This is a genomic window from Candidatus Poriferisodalis sp., assembly GCF_965208485.1.
Classification (GTDB): domain Bacteria; phylum Actinomycetota; class Acidimicrobiia; order Acidimicrobiales; family Poriferisodalaceae; genus Poriferisodalis.
In genome coordinates, this window is sequence record NZ_OZ242344.1 from 1,683,984 (window position 1) to 1,701,208 (window position 17,225).

A 17,225-nucleotide genomic window follows, 5' to 3' on the forward strand; every position below is an offset into this window, starting at 1 on the left:
TTCGGAACGTCTGCCGGGACGCGATAGAACTACGAGATGGCGAACTCGACGGTCACAGACTGGGAAACGGCTGAGTTCTGGGCCCGCAGCCGCACCGAGATGACCTCGGCATACGCCCTGCCGCCGGCGGTCTATGCAGACGAGGACTTCTTCGGGTCCGAGCAGGTCCGGCTGTTCGGCCGGGCATGGGTGGGGGTGGCCTTGGCCGCCGAGGTGGCGCAGCCAGGCCGGCTGCTGGTGCGCTCGGTGGGCGGGCGTTCGGTGCTGTTGACCCGATCCGACGCCGGCCTGGGGGGCTTTCTGAACTCCTGCCGTCACCGCGGCACCGAGCTTGCGGAGGCCGACTGCGACATCGCCAACACGATTCGCTGCCCGTATCACCGCTGGCACTACAGCGCCGACGGTCAGCTCGTGGCCGCTCCGTTCTTCGACGAGGTGCCGAGGGAAGACTTCGACATGACCGACTACGGGCTGATTCCGATCCGCACCGAGGTCTGGGGTCCGCTGGTGTTCGTCAGCCTGGATGCCGATGCGCCGCCGCTGCGGATATGGCTGGGTGACTTGCCCGAGCGCTTGGCCGCCTACGACTTCGAGAACTGGGGCCCCGCCAGCGTGCCTGGCGGTTCGCGCACGTTCGACGTAGCCGCCAACTGGAAGCTCCTCGCCGAGAACTTCGCCGAGTACTACCACCTGCCGTGGGTGCATCCGGAGCTGGCCAAGGTGTCTCGAGTGCCCGACCACTACCGCTACCAAGGGCCGGGCATGTACTGCGGGCAGACCACAACGCCGGTCTCGGGCGAGGAGCGCGATGACTGGCTGACGCTGCCTCCGGCCGCGGGACTCGACGACTCCGACGCCGCCAGCGGCAGGTTCGTGGCCTTGTTCCCCAACGTGACGCTCGCGGTGCTGCCGAGCCACATGTTCCTGATGCGACTGGAGCCGCTGAGCGCGGGCCGCACCCTCGAGCACTGCACCTTCCTGTTTCCCCCCGGCCCCATGACCGACGCCGAGCCATCGGCCGAGCTGCGCGAGTCATTCGAGATCACACGCCGCTTCTGGATCGAAGTGAACGACGAGGACATCGATATCTGCGAGCGGGCACAGCGGGGAATCTCTGCGGGCGGCGCGCCGCCGGGACCCTTGGCCCCGAGATTCGAGGAGCCGCTGAATCGCTTCCACAAGATGACCGCCGACTTGATGACGCTGCCGTCGCTTGCCGAGTTGGAGATCCCCCGAGGCGACCGCCCGGGTTCGGTTGACCTCTTCGGCAGTGAGCCCAACCCAGTGCCGCCCGCGATCGAACGGATCCAAGCGTCCACCGCGACTGGGCGCTCATGACCGAGCGAGTCCAGGCCGTCGTCATCGGCGGCGGCGTCGTCGGAGCCTCTGTGCTCTATCACCTGACGCGCGCCGGGTGGACCGACCTCGTGCTGCTCGAACGCGCCGACCTGACAGCTGGGTCGACTTGGCATGCAGCCGGCGGCATTCATCCCATCAATGCCGACCCGACCGTGGCGAAGCTGCAGAAGTACACGATCGAGCTCTATCGCGAGATCGAGGCGTCCTCCGGCCAGGACTGCGGCATCCACATGACCGGTGCCATCTTCCTGGCAGACACGCCCGAGCGTCTCGACTGGCTGCAGATGACCGATGCACGGGGCAAGTACTTGAGCATCGACTCCGAGATGATCCCGATCGCCGAGGCTGCCCGGCTCCTGCCGATCATCGATCCCGACCAATTCGTCGGCGCGATGCTCGACGCCGAGCACGGCCATGTCGATCCCAGCGGCGTGACGTATGCGTACGCCAAGGCGGCAACGGCGGGCGGCGCCCAGATCCGCCGCCACACCTGGGCCCGCCGTATCGAACGAACGCCGGACGGCGCAGCCTGGCGCATCGGGCTCTACGACACCTCCCGCGGCGATCTGGCCGGCACGTCAGACGCAGGCGGCGACGACGGCTGTGACGACTGGATCGAGGCGAACCACGTGGTCAACGCCGGCGGGCTGTGGGCGCGTGAAGTCGGCCGCATGGTGGGTGTGGAGCTTCCGGTGCTCGCTATGGAGCACACCTACGTGATCACCGAACCGCTCGATGACGTCATCTCCCACAACGAGCGCACCGGCACCGAGCTCATGGGCGCGATCGATTTCGGCGGTGAGATCTACACGCGCCAGGAGGGTCAAGGCTTGCTGGTCGGCACGTACGACCAGGCCGCAGTGGCATGGCAGCGTCGCCAGACGCCCTGGGACTTCGAGCGGCGACTGCTGACACCCGATCTCGAGCGCATCGCGCCGTCGCTCGACACCGCGTTCAGGCACTTCCCCGTGCTGGGCGATGCAGGCATCGCTCGGGTGGTCAACGGACCGTTCACCTTCGCTCCCGACGGGAACCCGCTCGTCGGACCGGTCCGGGGCTTGCCGGGCTTCTGGTCCGCCTGCGGGGTGCTGGCGGGACTCTGCCAAGGCGGCGGCGTGGGTCTCGGGCTGTCCAACTGGATGACGACCGGCGATCCCGGATTCGATGTCTGGGCAATGGATCTTGCCCGGTTCGGCGACTGGGCCACCCGCCCCTACACCGCCGCCAAGGTGCGCGAGAACTACCAGCGGCGCTTCAGCATCGCCTTTCCGAACGAGTTCCTGCCCGAGGGCCGACCACTGGCGACCACCTCGATCTACGAGCCGCAGCGTGCGGCCGGGGCTGTCTTCGGCGACGTCTACGGCCTCGAAGTGCCGCTGTGGTTTGCGCCAGAGCCCGACGCAACCGAGGACGTCACCTTCGGCCGCTCCAATGCGTGGCCTCATGTTCGTGCTGAGGTGCACGCGGTACGCCATGACGTCGGTCTCATGGAGACGTCGGGTTTCGCCAAGTTCTTGGTGGAGGGACCCGGTGCCCGGGCATGGCTCACGCACTTGCTGGCGGGCAGGCTGCCGCGGCCGGGCCGGATCTCGCTCGCGCCTATGTGCAATGAGCAAGGCAATCTCACCGGTGATCTCACCGTGGCCTGCCTTCCGCCGGCGACCGGGTCTGCCGAGGGGCCGGTGCACACGGTGACCGGCGGCGCCACCGGCAATGCCGCAACCGCCGAGCGCTTCATCATCTTCGGCTCGGGCATCGCCGAGCGCTACTACGAGCGGTGGTTCGATGCCGATCTGGCCCGCTGGCGCGAATCACATGCTGTGCCCCATGGAGCGGCGTCATCCGATAGAGCACCCCATGAAGCAGCTTGGTACCGCACGCTCGGCGCCGAACTGTGCGGCGTGGCCATTGCCGGGCCGAAGGCGAGAGATCTCCTGTCGGAGGTGACCGACGCTGACGTCTCCAACGAGGCGATGCGCTTCGGCAGCTTCACCGCGCTCGATGTGGGATGGGCACGAGCGTGGTGCGGTCGGCTGAGCTACACCGGAGAACTCGGCTACGAGCTGTGGACCGATGCCGGTTACCTGCGTCACGTCTTCGATCTGCTCGTCACGCACGGAAAAGGACACGGGCTGCGCCTGTTCGGCTTGGCTGCGTTGAACTCGCTTCGACTGGACAAGAGCTTCGGCAGCTGGGCGCGTGAGTACCGACCCACCTACGACCCCTTCGAGGCAGGCCTGGGTCGTTTCGTCCGATTCACGAGAACCGGCGATGACGGTGCTGATTTCGTCGGGCGATCAGCCCTGATCGACAAGTACGGGCTTGGCGGAACGTCGGAGGGCAGCCGGGGCGATTTCGCTGGGGCGATGTCGCTGCGTACGTGGACGCTCGACGGACCCGCCGATGAGTCCGGCTTCGACGCTGCCGGCGACGAGCCCGTCTATTGCAACGGGGCGCCGGTCGGCTGGGTGACCTCAGGGGGGTACGCCCACCACAGCAACGTGTCTGTCGCCATGGGCTACGTGCCGGCGGGCTGCGACGACGCTGACTTTCAGATCGAGATCGTGGGGCAACGGCGGGCTGCGCACCTCGTCGACGGTTGTCTGTGGGATCGGTCGGGCATCGCGATGCGCAGCTGAGGGAGTGCAGCTATTGTGCGCGAACCATCACTTTGATTCATGCACACCCGTTCGACTGGCGAGTTCGCAGCAATGTCTTCACGTCTGGAAATGCACCACTACGAGACCATCATGGCGGTCTCGGAAACCGGTTCGGTGACCGCCGCGGCCGGCCGACTTCATGTCAGCCAGTCAGCGGTCAGTCATCGCCTGGCGGAGGCAGAACGGCGGCTGGGCGGCCGATTGTTCGAACGCAGGCCGTCCCGTGGCATGCAGCCGACGCCTGCGGCGCTTGCCCTGTACCAGGCAGCTCGTCGGGCGATGCCGGACCTCGCTCGCGCCGAGCGCGACTTCATGCGCAGCGTCGGCGGGACGACCGCGACGGTGCGCATCGGAGTCGGTTCTTACGACTGCTACCACTGGCTGGCACAGTTCGCGACCGCTTCTGCCGACCGGCTGGAGGGTCTGCTGCTCGAACTTGTCGTCGTCGGTGACGCGCCCGTTCAACGGCTCGCCGACAGAACTGCCGATCTCATTCTCGCTCCGGGGCCCGCACACGGGACCTGCGAGGTCCAGCACATGTTCACCGACGAGCTCGTCTTGGTCACTCACCCGGATCACCGTCTCGCGGGTCGATCCTGGATCGGCCCCGAGGCGGTGACCGAAGAGGACTACTTCACCTACAGCCGGCAACCGTCACCGGGTTTCGAGTACGAGCGATTCCTCCGTCCCGCCGGGGTGTCACCCCGGACCATCACCGTGCTCGAGCAGACCGGCGCCATCGCCGAGATGATCGCTGCTGATTTCGGCGTGTCGATACTCAGCAGGTGGGCGATGTCGCCGTGGCTGGACTCGGGGCGGCTCGTCGCCGTGCGCTGCGGCCGTTCGGGGCTCGACCTGGAGTGGTCGGCCCTGACGCGCTTTGAGACCGACGACGCGCCGGAACGGCAGGTAGCCGATGCCATCGTCGGCTGGCTCGGCGATACCAAGAAGACCTGAGCAGAGCCAAGACTGTCTTGCGGTCTGTCTCTTTGACAGTCCCATGGGAAAGACTCAGTCGAGCAATGCCCGGCTGATCACGACGTCCTGGATCTCCGTCGCCCCGTCCACGCAATGCGTCAGACGCGACGCCGCCAAGTGCCGTGGCAGCGGATGGTCCCTGCGCGCACCGACGGCGCCCATCACCTGCATGCAATCCCCAGCCGACGCTCCGCCGCGCGTGTCGCGAACTTCCTGGCGTGAGCGGCGGCGAGGGCTGCCGGCCGGCCCTCGGCGACGCGCGGCGAACACTGAGCGTCACGCCCAGCTTCGGACACGCCACGCTCAAGCGACGAGACGCCCGCTGCGGCGCACTGATCGAAGCACTCACCGGCGCCTGACAGACCAATCTCACCCGCCACAGGGCGCACCGACGGCCAGCCGCACGGGAATCTCCTCGTCTTTTGACGAGGCGACCACCTCGACGCATCCGGGTTCATTGACCCAGATTCCGCCCGCCCAGACCATCCATTCGCCACGGTCGGCCCCGCATGGCCAGCCGCCCGCGTATTCGGCCGAATCGACCTCGCACGCCGGGCCATGTGTGGTGCACGGACCGGCCGTCAGCGCATCCGCGGACCCGAACACATGGTCCCCGTAGTCCCAGAACGCGTCGCCTGGGACTCTCGCAATCTCCAGCGATGCCTGCTGAGCGCGGCGCACAAGCAGCCCGAACTTCGCGAACCGGTAGTCCTCGTAGCCGGAGTCCTCTGATCCCGACCGTCCGAGCTGCAGCGTTGTCGTGGGCAGAGCGATGAACCCACCGTCGGAACCGTGTGCCCGGTAGCCAAGACCAGGCTCAGCGACCACGTCGATGACGTGCAGGCATTCGACGTGCCGATGCCAGGGCTGAGCGTCGGCCGCAAGATCGTCCGAAATGCTCCCGGTGCAGCCCGAGACGAGTCCCACAGCCAATGCAGCACCAGCGAATCGCGCCAACCCGGCGAGGTGGCTGCGGGGCCTCAGGCGCCGTTGCCGGTGAATCGGTGCTCCTCGAGGTCGCTCAGGCCGGCCCATTCCAGCGTGCGGGCGTGGGTGGACTCCAGCACTACCGGGGGAGCGACGCCCGCCTCGAACGCCTCGGTCCAACGCGAGGCGCACAGGCACCACTGATCGCCCGGTCTCAGGCCGTCGAAGCCGGTGTCCGGCTGCGGCGCCGACAGATCATTGCCGGCCGACTTCGAGAAGTCCAAGAACTCAGCGGTCATCACGGCGCACACGGTGTGCACCCCGAAGTCGCCCGAGTCGGTGTTGCAGCAGCCATCGCGGAACCAGCCGGTCAGCGGGTCATACGAGCACGGCTGCAGTTCACCGCCGAGAACGTTCTGGGCCACGCCGCCCAGTCTCTCAGGTCATCGAGGCGGTGGCGTCAGGCGGAAAACGGCTGGATCGGAATGCGGGGCTACCGTTGGTTTCGTGGCGATGAGGAAGCTGTCGATCTTGCAGAGTCCGTGGTTCCGATCAGTCGTCACCCACGACCCCGGGCCGGACATCATCGAGCTTCACGTTCCGGTGCTCGCTGGTCCGCGCTCGCTGTGACCAAGCTCTGTCGGAACCTGCTGCTCGGTCTGCTGAGCGCACGGCACTGCTGCTGAGCGTGGTTCCGCTCACGCCCGCCGACCCCTGCTGAGACCGTCGCTGCGCCGTGAGCCCATGGCGGCGGTCACGCAGGCCGCTTTCTCGCGCATCGCCTCGGGATCGGTCTCGCCCTTGCGGATGATCTCGTTGTCGTCGAGCGTGGCTTCGGGGATCTCACCCGCACCCGAGACGACGAACGTCGTGGGGGCGGCGGCGACCTCGACGGTGTACGAGAACGCATGCAGCACCGGCTCGGCGGGCGGGTGGTGCGCGGACGCCACGTTCGTGCGGGCCATTTCAGCTCAGCCGCTGGGCAGGCTCCAGCTCAAGATCAGCAGGAAGCCGGCGAGCGCCACGGCAATGGCGAGCAGCCAGTCGCCCGTACGGGATCGGGTCTCGGTTGAGGTGTTCGTTGAGGTGTTCATCGTGGTTTCCCTGTCTCCGTCCACCATGCTGTTCGCATGCGTCTTGTGTAGGGTCCAGCGCACCAAAGGGGTGCGACACGAATGCGTGCTCGACATCAACTGGTCGCAGCCGTCGCTGTAGCTGTGGTCTTGGCTGCGGGTTGCGCGTCGGGGGACGGCGCAGCCTCAGGGACCGCAGCGGCGCCAGAGGCCCAAGGCGCCGACTTGCTCGAGACGGTGAGGTCGCGGGGCATCCTCAACTGCGGGGTGTACGGCGCCGCGGTGGCGTTCTCGGAGACCCAGCCCGACGGCAGCACCACCGGCTTCGACGCGGACTACTGCCGGGCCCTTGCCATCACCATCCTCGGCGACGCCGACGCGGTCAGCTTCGTGGCTCTCACTTCGGCGGAGCGATTCCTGGCGCTGCAGACCGGCGTCATCGACGTGCTCGTGCGGAACACGACATGGACGCAGGGCCGCGACTCCGAACTCGCTCTCGACTTCGCGCCCGTCACCTTCTACGACGGGCAGCAGCTCATGGGCCGCGCCAGCGACGGCTTCACGTCGGAGTCGACCGTGGCCGACGTTGCAGGTGCCGTCGTGTGCGCCACGGCGGGCACCACCACTGAGCAGAACATGACCGACGCCGCTGACGCCGCCGGCATCACCATCAGCTTGCAGACCTTCGAAGACCTCGACATCATCACGCAGAACTTCATCGCCGGTGCCTGCGATGCGATGACGACCGACGGATCCGGTCTCGTCGGCCGCCGGGCCCGCCAGCAGGGCGACCAGGAATGGGTGATCTTCCCCGCGCTTCCGTTCTCGAAGGAACCGCTCGCCCCGGTGTACCCGCCCAACCAGTCCGCCTTCGGCGACATCGTCAACTGGACGGTCTACGCCACGATCATCTTCGACGAGAAGGGCATCACCTCGGCCAACGTCGATGATCTGCTCGCCAGCGACCAGCTCGACGCCGAGGCGATCCGGCTGCTCGGCGGCCAGGGCGAGCTGCAGTCCGCGATGGAACTGCGACCCGACGCGTTCTACCAAGTGGTCTCCCAGATCGGGAACTACGACGAGATCTACAACCGCCATCTCGAACCTGTCGGACTGCGCCGAGCCGGCACCCCCAACGCACGCTGGGCCGAAGGCGGACTCATCTACGCCCCTCCCGCCCGCTGAATCACCAGGTCGGCCGCAGGACGACCGTCCCCATCAACCAGATGACCGACCGGCGACGAGCGAGTGCGCGCCACGAACGCATTGAGCTGCGGGGTCAGCGCCTCGATGCACTCCAGCGCGTACTAGCGCGTACTCCGTTGCCGCCGCAGCCGTCAGCGTCCGGTCTCGCACCATCGCCGCCAGCAGCCTGCTGGCGGGCACACCGTGCAGCAACGAGGCTGAGCCGGCAGGCGAAGCCGTGACCCGAGCGGCCCAACCCGATCGCATGAGAATCGGGGAACAAGAGCGGGAGGCAACGGGTGCGTCAACGGAAGGCCACCTGCCAGCGCGGCCATTTGGGCGGCACGTAGAGTGCCGCTGTGCATCCGTTCAGGTTCGGCGTCCAGTACGGCAGGCCGGAGAGTCCGACGGCCTTCCGGGAAATGGCGCGCAAGGTCGAGGACTTGGGCTATTCGTCCTTGTTCTGTCACGATCACTTCTGGGACAGCTGGTCCCCGATCGTGCATCCCGCTGTCGCGGCTGAGATCACCACGGCGCTGCGGGTCGGGACGCTGGTGTTCGCTGCCGACTACCGCCACCCCGCAGTGCTGGCAAAGGACTTCGCCACACTCGACCTGCTGGCGGAGGGCCGGACCGAGTTCGGCATCGGCGCCGGCTGGCTGACCGAGGACTACTCCCAGGCGGGCATACCGCTGGACCGGCCCGGTGTGCGCATCGGCCGCATGATCGAGGCCTTGGAGGTGATCAAGGGGCTGTGGAGCGGAGAGCCGCTTGACTACGACGGCGAGTACTACCAGATCTCCGGCATGATCGGGAGGCCGCTGCCTCACACTGCGGGCGGCCCGCCGGTCATCATCGGGGGCGGCGGCCGCCGGGTGCTGACCGAGGCGGCGCGTCTGGCAGACATCATCAGCTTGAACCCGAATCTCCGCTCGGGCACCGTCGGCCCCGACGCGGCGCGCAGCTCGGTTGCGGCCAGGTTCGCTGAGCGCCGCCAATGGATCGCCGACGCTGCCGGTGAACGGTTCGCAGAGATCGAGATCCAGCTCAATACGTTCATGGCGCTGGTGTCAGACGACGCCGACAGCGTGCTCGCGCGGTTCGCACCCGGCTTCGGGCTGACACCCGAGGAGGCGCGTGAGGTGCCGCTGGTGCTGGCGGGCACGGTCGACGACATCTGCGAGCAGCTGCACCGTCACCGAGAGGCCTACGGCGCCAGCTACATCATCATCCACGATCCCGAGGTGGACGCGATGGCGCCGGTCGTGGCCCGCCTGGCCGGCGCCTGATCCACTCAGCCGGCCGGTCGGTCGCGACGCGGCGGCGATGCGACAATGGACCGATGACGTCGACTCCAGGGGATTCCAGCCAGAAAGCTCCCGTGCCGGAAAATCGTGGTGGGACGACCCGCGATGTGCGCGAGGCTCGTCGGCGCAGCCATCGGCTGCCGTCTCTCCGCCCTGTTCGAAAGATGAGGCCTCCTGTGGGCGCCACGCACGTCACCGTCACCGTCAAGAATCCAGCAGCACGCGATCGCACTTGGCAGGGCGAATTCCTGGTGGACACCGGCGCCATCGATTCGCTGGCGCCGCGACAGCACCTCGAAGCCATCGGCATCGAGCCGATCGGCTCTCGAACGTACGAGACGGCGGACGGCCGTCGGCTGCAACTCGACATCGGGGGCGCTGAGCTCGAGTTCATGGACGAGACGGTCATGGGCACCGTGGTGTTCGTCGACGACGATGTCGAGCCGCTGCTGGGCCTCGCCGCGCTGGAGTCAGCCGGCATCGAGGTCGACCCGCGCAACGAGCAGCTCAAGCGCCTGTCCGCAGTGCGACTCAAGGCCCTCGCCACGCGCTGAGTCCCGTCGGCTGCGCCTGCCCACAGCGCAGCCCGACCCAAGCGGACCCTTCGATGTCACACCTTGGGCGTATCTTGCGTCTCGTGATGGCAGGCGATTCGGCGAACGAGCAGACTTGCGGCGGCGGCCCGCCGGAGAGCGGGTTGGCGGCGGTCGGTGTCGGGTTCGGGGCGGAAGCCCGTGAGGCGCTCGCTGATTTCGTGCAGCGAGCCAAGACGGACGATCCGCTCGCTGCGGTCACCGTGGTGGTGCCGTCCAACTACACGGGGTTGTCGTTGCGACGCGAACTCGGTCGGCGTGGCGGCGGCATCGCCGTGCTCGAGACCGTCACTGTCGCTGAACTAGCCGACCGGCTCGGGGGCTCGTGGCTGCAGCAGCGGGGGCGGCGGCCGCTGAGCGACATGGCCGTCACGGCGGCCGTGCGCATCGCACTCGGTGACGATCCCGGTCCATTCGGCCCGGTTGTCGGCCATCAGCAGACTGCACGCGCGCTGGGCCGCACCTATTCGGAGCTACGCGATCTGTCCGAGTCACAACTCGACGACGTTGCCGGCACATCGCCGAGAGCTGCCGGTGTGGTGGACATCTGCCGACGAGTTCGCGAGTCGCTGCGTCGCGACTGGTACGACGAATTCGACCTCATGGCCGCCGCTGCCGATCAGATCGGATCGTTCGATGAGCTTCCACACGAGCTGGGGCGCATCTGCGTGTACCTGCCTCGCCGACTCAACCAGCACGAATCATGTCTGCTGCGAGCACTCGGGCGAGTCCCCGCAGATGCACCCGTCGAGTTGCTCTTGGGGCTGACGGGCTGCAACAGCGCCGATTCGGTGGCGGAGGGCGTGTGCAAGCGTCTCCGCGTCGAGCCGCCGCACCTCGACGACCAGCGCCCCGACGAGCTGCGCGAAGCGTCCTGCGCGGAGCGCATCGTCAGCGTCACTGACGCCGACGAGGAAGCCCGAACCGTCGTGCGCAGCGTCATCGCCGACCTCGACGAGGGTCTCCCGCCGAGCAGAATCGCCGTGTACTTCGGTGCAGCCGAGCCGTACGGCCGCACACTCGAGGATCAGTTCGCTGCCGTCGGCGTCGCAACGTACGGCAACACCGCTCGAAGGCTCGCCGAGTCCGTCTACGGGCGGTTCGCGCTGGGCCTCGCAGCGCTGGCCGATGCATATCTCGAAGAGCCCCGCCTCGAACGTCGCGACGTGTTCGATTTGCTCGCCGGCGCGCGGGTGCCGCGCCGCCGTCCCAGAGATCCTGACACCGAGCAATCCGGCGACGAGCACTTCCTCGTGCCCGACTCGATGTGGGAACGCCTGGCGCGGGCCGCGCATGTGGTCGGCGGAGACGACTGGTCGTCACGGCTGCGGCGCTATGGGTCCGAGCTACGCGAACTCGCTTCCAGCGAGAGATCCGGCGACGATCCCAGCCTTGCCCGCTGCCGGTGGCTCGAACGCGAAGCCGCTGAGTGCGACGCTGTTTCAGCCTTCATGGCCGAACTGCGTGAGCGTCTCGTCGACGGCCGCAAGCGACACACTTGGCGCGGCCTCTGCGACTGGATGCGATCCTCGCTGCACCGCTACTTGGGAGCGGTGGGCAGCGCGTCATGGCTCGGGGACTGGCCCGAGTGGGAGATCAGCGCCGCAGAACGAGTCGAGGGCGTGCTCGAGCGGCTCTCCGACCTCGGCGCCATAGAGCCACGCATCAGCTTCGACACCATGTGCCAGACGCTGGAAGTCGAACTCGCACAGCCGCACGGCCGCAGCGGCACCGAAGGCAAGGGCGTGTACGTCGGCCCGCTCGCCGGCGCACTCGATGTCACCCCCGACCGGAGCTACATCGTGGGGCTGGCCGAAGGCATCGTCCCCGCACGGCCCCAGCCCGACAGCCTCGTCGACGACGACGAGCGGCGGTCATCGGGCGGGGCCTTGAGGCTGCATGCTGATGACGCGGCGGAGAGTCACCGGACCCTGCTCGCCGCGATTGCCGGCACCCGTGAACACTGCACCCTGTCGGCGCCACGCGGCAATCTGCGCCAGAACGCGGAGTACGTGCCCTCCCGTTGGATGGCAGACACAGCGCGTCGGCTGGATACCACCGGTCGCTACTTCGCCGACGGCTGCCTCGACGCCGAGAACCTGCGGGCTGCCGCCCTTGACGACACGGTAAGCGGCATCGTCGAGCTGCCGTCGTTTTTGAGTGCCGTGCGCTCATGCGGCTTCCCCTCAGCGCAGTGGGAATACGACGCGGCAAGCCTGCTCGCAGCAAGCCCCGCCGAATTGGGCCATCAGATGCATCCGATGTTCGCCGATCCGGTCTTTCGCCGCGGTTTCGAGCTTTCGGCGGCCCGGCGCAGCACGGCGTTCACGCGTTTCGACGGGAATCTCTCGGGAGTCATCGACAGCGACAGCGCGATAGCCGATGTCGTGTCGGCGACACGCCTCGAGACATGGGCGTCGTGCCCGCGCCGGTACCTGTTCGAGCAGTTGCTCGGGGTGAGCGCGATCACCGAGCCCGAGCAGATCCTCCGTCTGAGCGCGCTCGACCGGGGACGCCTGGTGCACGAGGCGGTCGACCGTTTCTACCGGCCGCTCATTGCCAATCGGCAGGCGTGGTCGTCGGGCGAGCCGATGCCGAATCACGGCCCGGGGCGGGCACCGCCGGGTCCGGGCCGCTCCCCCACCGACGAAGACCGCAGCGAACTCGTCCGCTTGGGCCAAGAGCTCGCCAGCGAGGCCGAAGAGCGCGGGGTGGTGGGCCTGCCGCTGCTGTGGCAACGAGATCGCGAGGCTCTGCTCGCCGACCTCGGCGGACTGCTCGACCACGACGGACAACGCGACCCGCGCTCGCGCGGCGAGATACAGAGCTCCGAGTTCCGGTTCGGCTTCGATGACTCCGCGCCAGCTGTCTCATACCGCCTCGACGACGGCAGCGAGATCCGCTTCCGGGGCATCATCGACCGGGTCGAGCGCATCGGCGACGGCAGCCTCGTGGTCATCGACTACAAGACCGGCGCCACCGACAGCTACAAGGACATCGTCAAGGGCAGTGGGGCCGATCCGACCGTCGGCGGCACCAAGCTGCAGTTGCCGGTGTATGCGCTCGCCGCCCGTGCGCACTTCGGAGGCGGCACAGCGAACGCCACAGCGGTGCTGAGCGCGTACTGGTTCATCTCCTCGAGGCGGGGTCGCTGGGAATGGCTGGAGCTGCCCGTCGACGACGCGGTCATGACTCGCTTCGCCGAGGCGGTCAGCGTCATCACGGCCGGGATCCGCAGCGGCGTGTTCGCCGGCTTCGCCCAGCCCTCCGACGACCGGCGCCACTACCGCGTGTGTCCCTACTGCGACCCGGACGGACTCGGCACCGCCGATATCCGCCATTCATGGCGGCGCAAGCGAGGCGATCCGGCGCTGGCCGCATTCGCTGAACTCGTCGAGCCTGCCGAGGTGCAGTCGTGACCCCGTCGGCCGCCGCGGCCCCGCATCAGGCGGACCAAGCAGAGCGGGACCGGGTGTGCCGGCAGACCGGAACCACCATGTTCGTCAAAGCCGGTGCGGGTACCGGCAAGACCACTGCGCTCGTCAGCCGGATAGTCGAGCTGGTGACCGGGCCGGGCGCCGCGCCGATCGGCTCGATTGCCGCCATCACGTTCACTGACAAGGCAGCCGCCGAACTGCGCAACCGCATTCGCGCCAAGCTCAACGAACTGCTCACGCAGCAGGCAGGTGAGCAGATCTCCGAGACCCTAAAGAACGCTCTCGACGGGCTGGACGGCGCTGCCATCTCCACCCTGCACGGATTCGCCCGACGGATCCTCTCCGAGCACCCCATCGAGGCCGGACTGCCGCCGCGTTTCGAAGCGCTCGACCAGATTGCAAGCGATGTCGAATTCGACGAGCGATGGCGGCGCTTCATCAGCGAACTGCTGTCAGACCCCGGCATCGGCTGGGCGGTCGAACTCATCGACGCCGCAGGCGTGCAACCCAATGCGCTGCGTGACATCGCCGCGGCGTTCAATGCCAATGGGGACCGGGTGCTTGCCGCCGACGCGGCAGCGCAAGCGGCGCCTCTCGATGCGAGCAGCCTCATCGAGGGGGGCATGTCGCTGCTGGAGTGGCGGCATCCGACGAGAGACTTCAGTGACGCCGCAGAAGAGCGGCGAAGTCGCCTCAGCGAATACGTCGCACGGCTTCGTGCAGCGACGACCGATGCCGAGCGATTCGCGGTGCTCAACGAGTCCAATCTGGATGGCAGCGGCGTGCCCAGGGGCGGCAATGTCTTCCGGGGCGACGGCTGGGCGCCGATGCGCGAGGGACTCGCCGCATTGCGAGAACAGTGCGGTGCATCAGCGACCGAGGCCATCGACCACGCCATTGCGGCGTTGTGCGACCGGATAGCGCATTTCACCCTGGATGCTGCCGAACAGCGACGAGCAGCGGGTCGACTGGAGTTCCACGACCTGCTCGTGCGGTCGCGTGATCTGCTGCGCGCCTCACCCGAGGCGCATGCGTCGCTTCACCGCAGGTACCGGCACTTGCTGCTCGACGAATTCCAGGACACCGACCCGATCCAGATCGAGATCGCTGCGCTGATCGCCGCTGACGAGCACGACCATGCCGTCACGTCAGCAGAGGCTTCCGGCAGCAGGGCGCGCATCGACGGTTCGGGCGGCCCCGCGGGATCCCTGGGCATGCCGGTTTGGGATCAGCTCGACACCGTGCCCGGTCAGTTGTTCTTCGTCGGCGATCCCAAGCAGTCCATCTATCGCTTCCGGAGGGCAGACATCAAGCTGTACGACGACGCACAGCGGCGATTCGGCCGGGAGATCGGTGAGACGGCCACGCTCGCTGTCAACTTCCGGTCGACGGCGTCGATCGTGGCATGGGTCAACGCGGTCTTCGGTTCGCTCATGGGCGACGAAACCGGCGCCGACAGCACGACACGCCGCTCACAGGCCTCGTACTCGGCCTTGACGGCAGTGCGGGCCGACATCGACAGGGGACCAGCGGTCGCCGCGCTCGGCATCGACGCGCACGACAAACAGCAGTCGGGTCTCAACGCCGAGAGAATCCGAGCCGTCGAGGCCGCAGACATCGCCGACGCCATCACCGAGATCGTGCACGACGGCTGGGAGGTGCATGACCGGCATCTCGACGGCGCCAGGCCGGCACGTCTCAGCGACATCGCGATCTTGGTGCCGACCCGTACGTGCCTGCCGCAGCTCGAAACAGGCCTGTCAGCGGCATCGGTGCCCTACCGGCTCGAAGCGTCCGAGTTCGTGTGGCGCAGCCGGACCGTGCGGGACCTGATGATGTGTCTGCGGGCTGCAGCCGACCCAGATGACGCCCTAGCGGTGGTCAGCGCACTGCGGACCCCGATGTACGGCTGCGGTGACGACGACCTCTACGCCTGCTACCAAGCCGTCGGCTCGTGGAGCTGCTTCGCCCCCGAAGTCGGGATGTCCTTGCACGGTGAGCACGCCCGGGTCGCATCAGCGCTGGAACACCTGCGGACTTTGTATGAAGATCACACCTTGGTCGCGCCGTCGGTGCTGCTCGAGCGCCTCGTGCGCGAGCGCCGCGTCTTCGAGCAGGCCGCCGCAGGACCCCAAGCGCGCGACGTCTGGCGTCATGTGCGCTATGTGATCGATCAAGCGCGGGCTTGGTCGGAGAGCCAGCACGGTGGTCTCCGCAGCTTCCTGCGCTGGGTCGAGATGCAGGGCGCCGAGCACGCCAAGGTCACCGAGGCGATCCTGCCCGAGTCCGACGACGACTCGGTCCGGGTGATGACGGTGCATGCGTCGAAGGGCTTGCAGTTCCCCATCGTGATCGTCGCCGGCCTGCAAGGCAATGGAGCGAGTCCCACCAGCACGCGGGCGATATTCGTCGACGACCGCTCAGATGACCTCCCTGCCAGCCGCTACGGCGGGGCAGCAGCAGTGCGCCTGCGCAAGGGCGCCGAGACGTCGTCCTACACGGACTTGTCCGATGCCGAGCGGCTGGCGGAGCATCATGAGCGCGTTCGGCTGCTGTATGTGGCATGCACGCGGGCGCGTGACCACTTGGTGGTCTCGCTGCACCGTGAGATGCCTTCGAAGAAGGGCGAGCAGTTCAACAAGAGCAACGCACAGCTCATCGCCGACGCCCTGCCAGAAAGCGGCGACAGCGTCGGCAGCCCAGCTCAGGCGCGCCGATGGGACTACCGGCACGGCCGCGACCCCGAAGCCGAGATCGTCAAGCTGCGAAGATCTGACGCCCTGCACGGGCAGGCCGGGCGTCCCGATCCAGCCGAATGGCTGCATCGACGCAACCGGGCCGCGGCATCGTCCAAACAGCGATCCGCCCTGAGCGCTACCGGCGTTGCAGGCAAGACCGTCAGCGGCACCGCCGACAGGGCATCTGTCTCATCGTCCGATATGCCCGGCAAGGACGTACCTGACGACCATCTCGGCAGTGGCCGTGCCTTGGTCCGGCGCGGTCGTGGCGCAACCGCGGTCGGCAAGGCGGCCCATGGCGTGCTGCAGTCGATCGACCTGCTCAGCGGCGAAGGACTCAGATCGCTCGCTGCATCTCAGGCCGTTGCCGAAGGCATCGCCGGTCGCCAAGGCGTCATCGAGGCGTTCGCGCGATCGGCGCTCGCGAGCGACGAAGTGCGCTATGCCGCAGGTGCACGCCACTGGAAAGAGGTGTATGTCACCGCACCGATAGAGGACTCTGACGCCTCCGGATCGTCCCCGACCGTCGTCGAGGGATTCGTCGACCTGATGTACGAAGACCCGACCACCGGCGGGCTCGTTGTCGTCGACTACAAGACCGATGCGCTCGGGACGATGCCCGACGCGGACAGCGAGCGTGCCCAGCAGTACCGTCAGCAGTGCGCCGCATACGCATGGTGCCTCGCCCGCGCTGCGGGCAGGCCGGTCAGCCGCGTGGTGCTTCTCTACCTGCAGGAAGACGGCTCACCGGCCCGCGCCGACGCGTTGGAAGGCAAGGCGCTCGCACAGGCCGTCGCCGAAGTCGCTGATCTCGCAGGCGAACTCGCCAATTCGACCGCATGACGGCGCTGCTCAGAAGCCGTGACCCGAACGGCCCGAGAGCCAAATCGCCCGAGAGCGGGAAACAAGAGACAGCACGACCGAGAGCGGGAAACAAGAGGCAGCACGACGAGAGAGTCCGCCTATGG

Annotated in this window: 15 protein-coding genes; 10 read left to right on the forward strand and 5 right to left on the reverse strand. The window is 67.6% G+C overall.

Annotated features, from left to right (window positions below; translation table 11 throughout):
• Positions 1-36: 36 nt before the first annotated feature.
• The 3 genes from ACOGXQ_RS07760 to ACOGXQ_RS07770 all read left to right on the forward strand — a co-directional run bounded on the left by ACOGXQ_RS07760 (position 37) and on the right by ACOGXQ_RS07770 (position 4,976).
• Complete coding sequence (locus ACOGXQ_RS07760) at positions 37-1,338, forward strand: aromatic ring-hydroxylating oxygenase subunit alpha (RefSeq protein WP_419946833.1); 1,302 nt, start codon at positions 37-39, stop codon at positions 1,336-1,338.
• Entirely contained in the window at positions 1,335-3,998 is a 2,664-nt protein-coding gene (locus ACOGXQ_RS07765; RefSeq protein WP_419946834.1) for a GcvT family protein, read from the forward strand. The genes ACOGXQ_RS07760 and ACOGXQ_RS07765 overlap by 4 nt, the downstream gene beginning before the upstream one ends.
• Positions 3,999-4,070: 72 nt before the next feature.
• A complete protein-coding gene (locus ACOGXQ_RS07770; protein ID WP_419946835.1) occupies positions 4,071-4,976 on the forward strand; it encodes a LysR family transcriptional regulator in 906 nt (301 codons plus the stop codon).
• A gap of 54 nt (positions 4,977-5,030) precedes the next feature.
• Here ACOGXQ_RS07770 and ACOGXQ_RS07775 read toward each other — a convergent pair whose 3' ends face one another.
• Entirely contained in the window at positions 5,031-5,159 is a 129-nt protein-coding gene (locus tag ACOGXQ_RS07775) for a hypothetical protein (protein WP_419946836.1), read from the reverse strand.
• A gap of 56 nt (positions 5,160-5,215) precedes the next feature.
• Here ACOGXQ_RS07775 and ACOGXQ_RS07780 point away from each other — a divergent pair, with 56 nt between their 5' ends.
• Entirely contained in the window at positions 5,216-5,356 is a 141-nt protein-coding gene (locus ACOGXQ_RS07780) for a hypothetical protein (protein ID WP_419946837.1), read from the forward strand.
• A gap of 10 nt (positions 5,357-5,366) precedes the next feature.
• Here ACOGXQ_RS07780 and ACOGXQ_RS07785 read toward each other — a convergent pair whose 3' ends face one another.
• Positions 5,367-5,954, reverse strand: a complete 588-nt coding sequence (locus ACOGXQ_RS07785; protein WP_419946838.1) for a hypothetical protein — start codon at positions 5,952-5,954, stop codon at positions 5,367-5,369.
• 23 nt (positions 5,955-5,977) lie between these two features.
• Entirely contained in the window at positions 5,978-6,349 is a 372-nt protein-coding gene (locus ACOGXQ_RS07790; protein ID WP_419946839.1) for a DUF2237 family protein, read from the reverse strand.
• Between the two features lie 82 nt (positions 6,350-6,431).
• Here ACOGXQ_RS07790 and ACOGXQ_RS07795 point away from each other — a divergent pair, with 82 nt between their 5' ends.
• Positions 6,432-6,554, forward strand: a complete 123-nt coding sequence (locus ACOGXQ_RS07795; protein WP_419946840.1) for a hypothetical protein — start codon at positions 6,432-6,434, stop codon at positions 6,552-6,554.
• Positions 6,555-6,622: 68 nt separating this feature from the next.
• On the opposite strand, the gene ACOGXQ_RS07800 is transcribed toward ACOGXQ_RS07795, so the two are convergent.
• Positions 6,623-6,889, reverse strand: coding sequence for a hypothetical protein (locus ACOGXQ_RS07800; RefSeq protein ID WP_419946841.1), 267 nt, complete (start codon positions 6,887-6,889; stop codon positions 6,623-6,625).
• A 6-nt stretch (positions 6,890-6,895) separates the two neighbouring features.
• Positions 6,896-7,018, reverse strand: a complete 123-nt coding sequence (locus tag ACOGXQ_RS07805; RefSeq protein WP_419946842.1) for a hypothetical protein — start codon at positions 7,016-7,018, stop codon at positions 6,896-6,898.
• A gap of 81 nt (positions 7,019-7,099) precedes the next feature.
• Between ACOGXQ_RS07805 and ACOGXQ_RS07810 the strand changes: the two genes are divergently transcribed.
• The 5 genes from ACOGXQ_RS07810 to ACOGXQ_RS07830 all read left to right on the forward strand — a co-directional run bounded on the left by ACOGXQ_RS07810 (position 7,100) and on the right by ACOGXQ_RS07830 (position 17,100).
• A complete protein-coding gene (locus ACOGXQ_RS07810; RefSeq protein ID WP_419946843.1) occupies positions 7,100-8,182 on the forward strand; it encodes an amino acid ABC transporter substrate-binding protein in 1,083 nt (360 codons plus the stop codon).
• A 359-nt stretch (positions 8,183-8,541) separates the two neighbouring features.
• Positions 8,542-9,471, forward strand: coding sequence for a TIGR03621 family F420-dependent LLM class oxidoreductase (locus ACOGXQ_RS07815; protein WP_419946844.1), 930 nt, complete (start codon positions 8,542-8,544; stop codon positions 9,469-9,471).
• Between the two features lie 182 nt (positions 9,472-9,653).
• On the forward strand, positions 9,654-10,043 hold the full coding sequence (locus ACOGXQ_RS07820) for a clan AA aspartic protease (protein WP_419946845.1): 390 nt from the start codon (positions 9,654-9,656) through the stop codon (positions 10,041-10,043).
• Between the two features lie 86 nt (positions 10,044-10,129).
• Positions 10,130-13,501: a PD-(D/E)XK nuclease family protein gene (locus ACOGXQ_RS07825; protein WP_419947363.1), complete on the forward strand. Its 3,372-nt coding sequence runs from the start codon at positions 10,130-10,132 to the stop codon at positions 13,499-13,501.
• Positions 13,498-17,100, forward strand: a complete 3,603-nt coding sequence (locus ACOGXQ_RS07830) for a UvrD-helicase domain-containing protein (protein WP_419946846.1) — start codon at positions 13,498-13,500, stop codon at positions 17,098-17,100. The genes ACOGXQ_RS07825 and ACOGXQ_RS07830 overlap by 4 nt, the downstream gene beginning before the upstream one ends.
• Positions 17,101-17,225 lie beyond the last annotated feature (125 nt).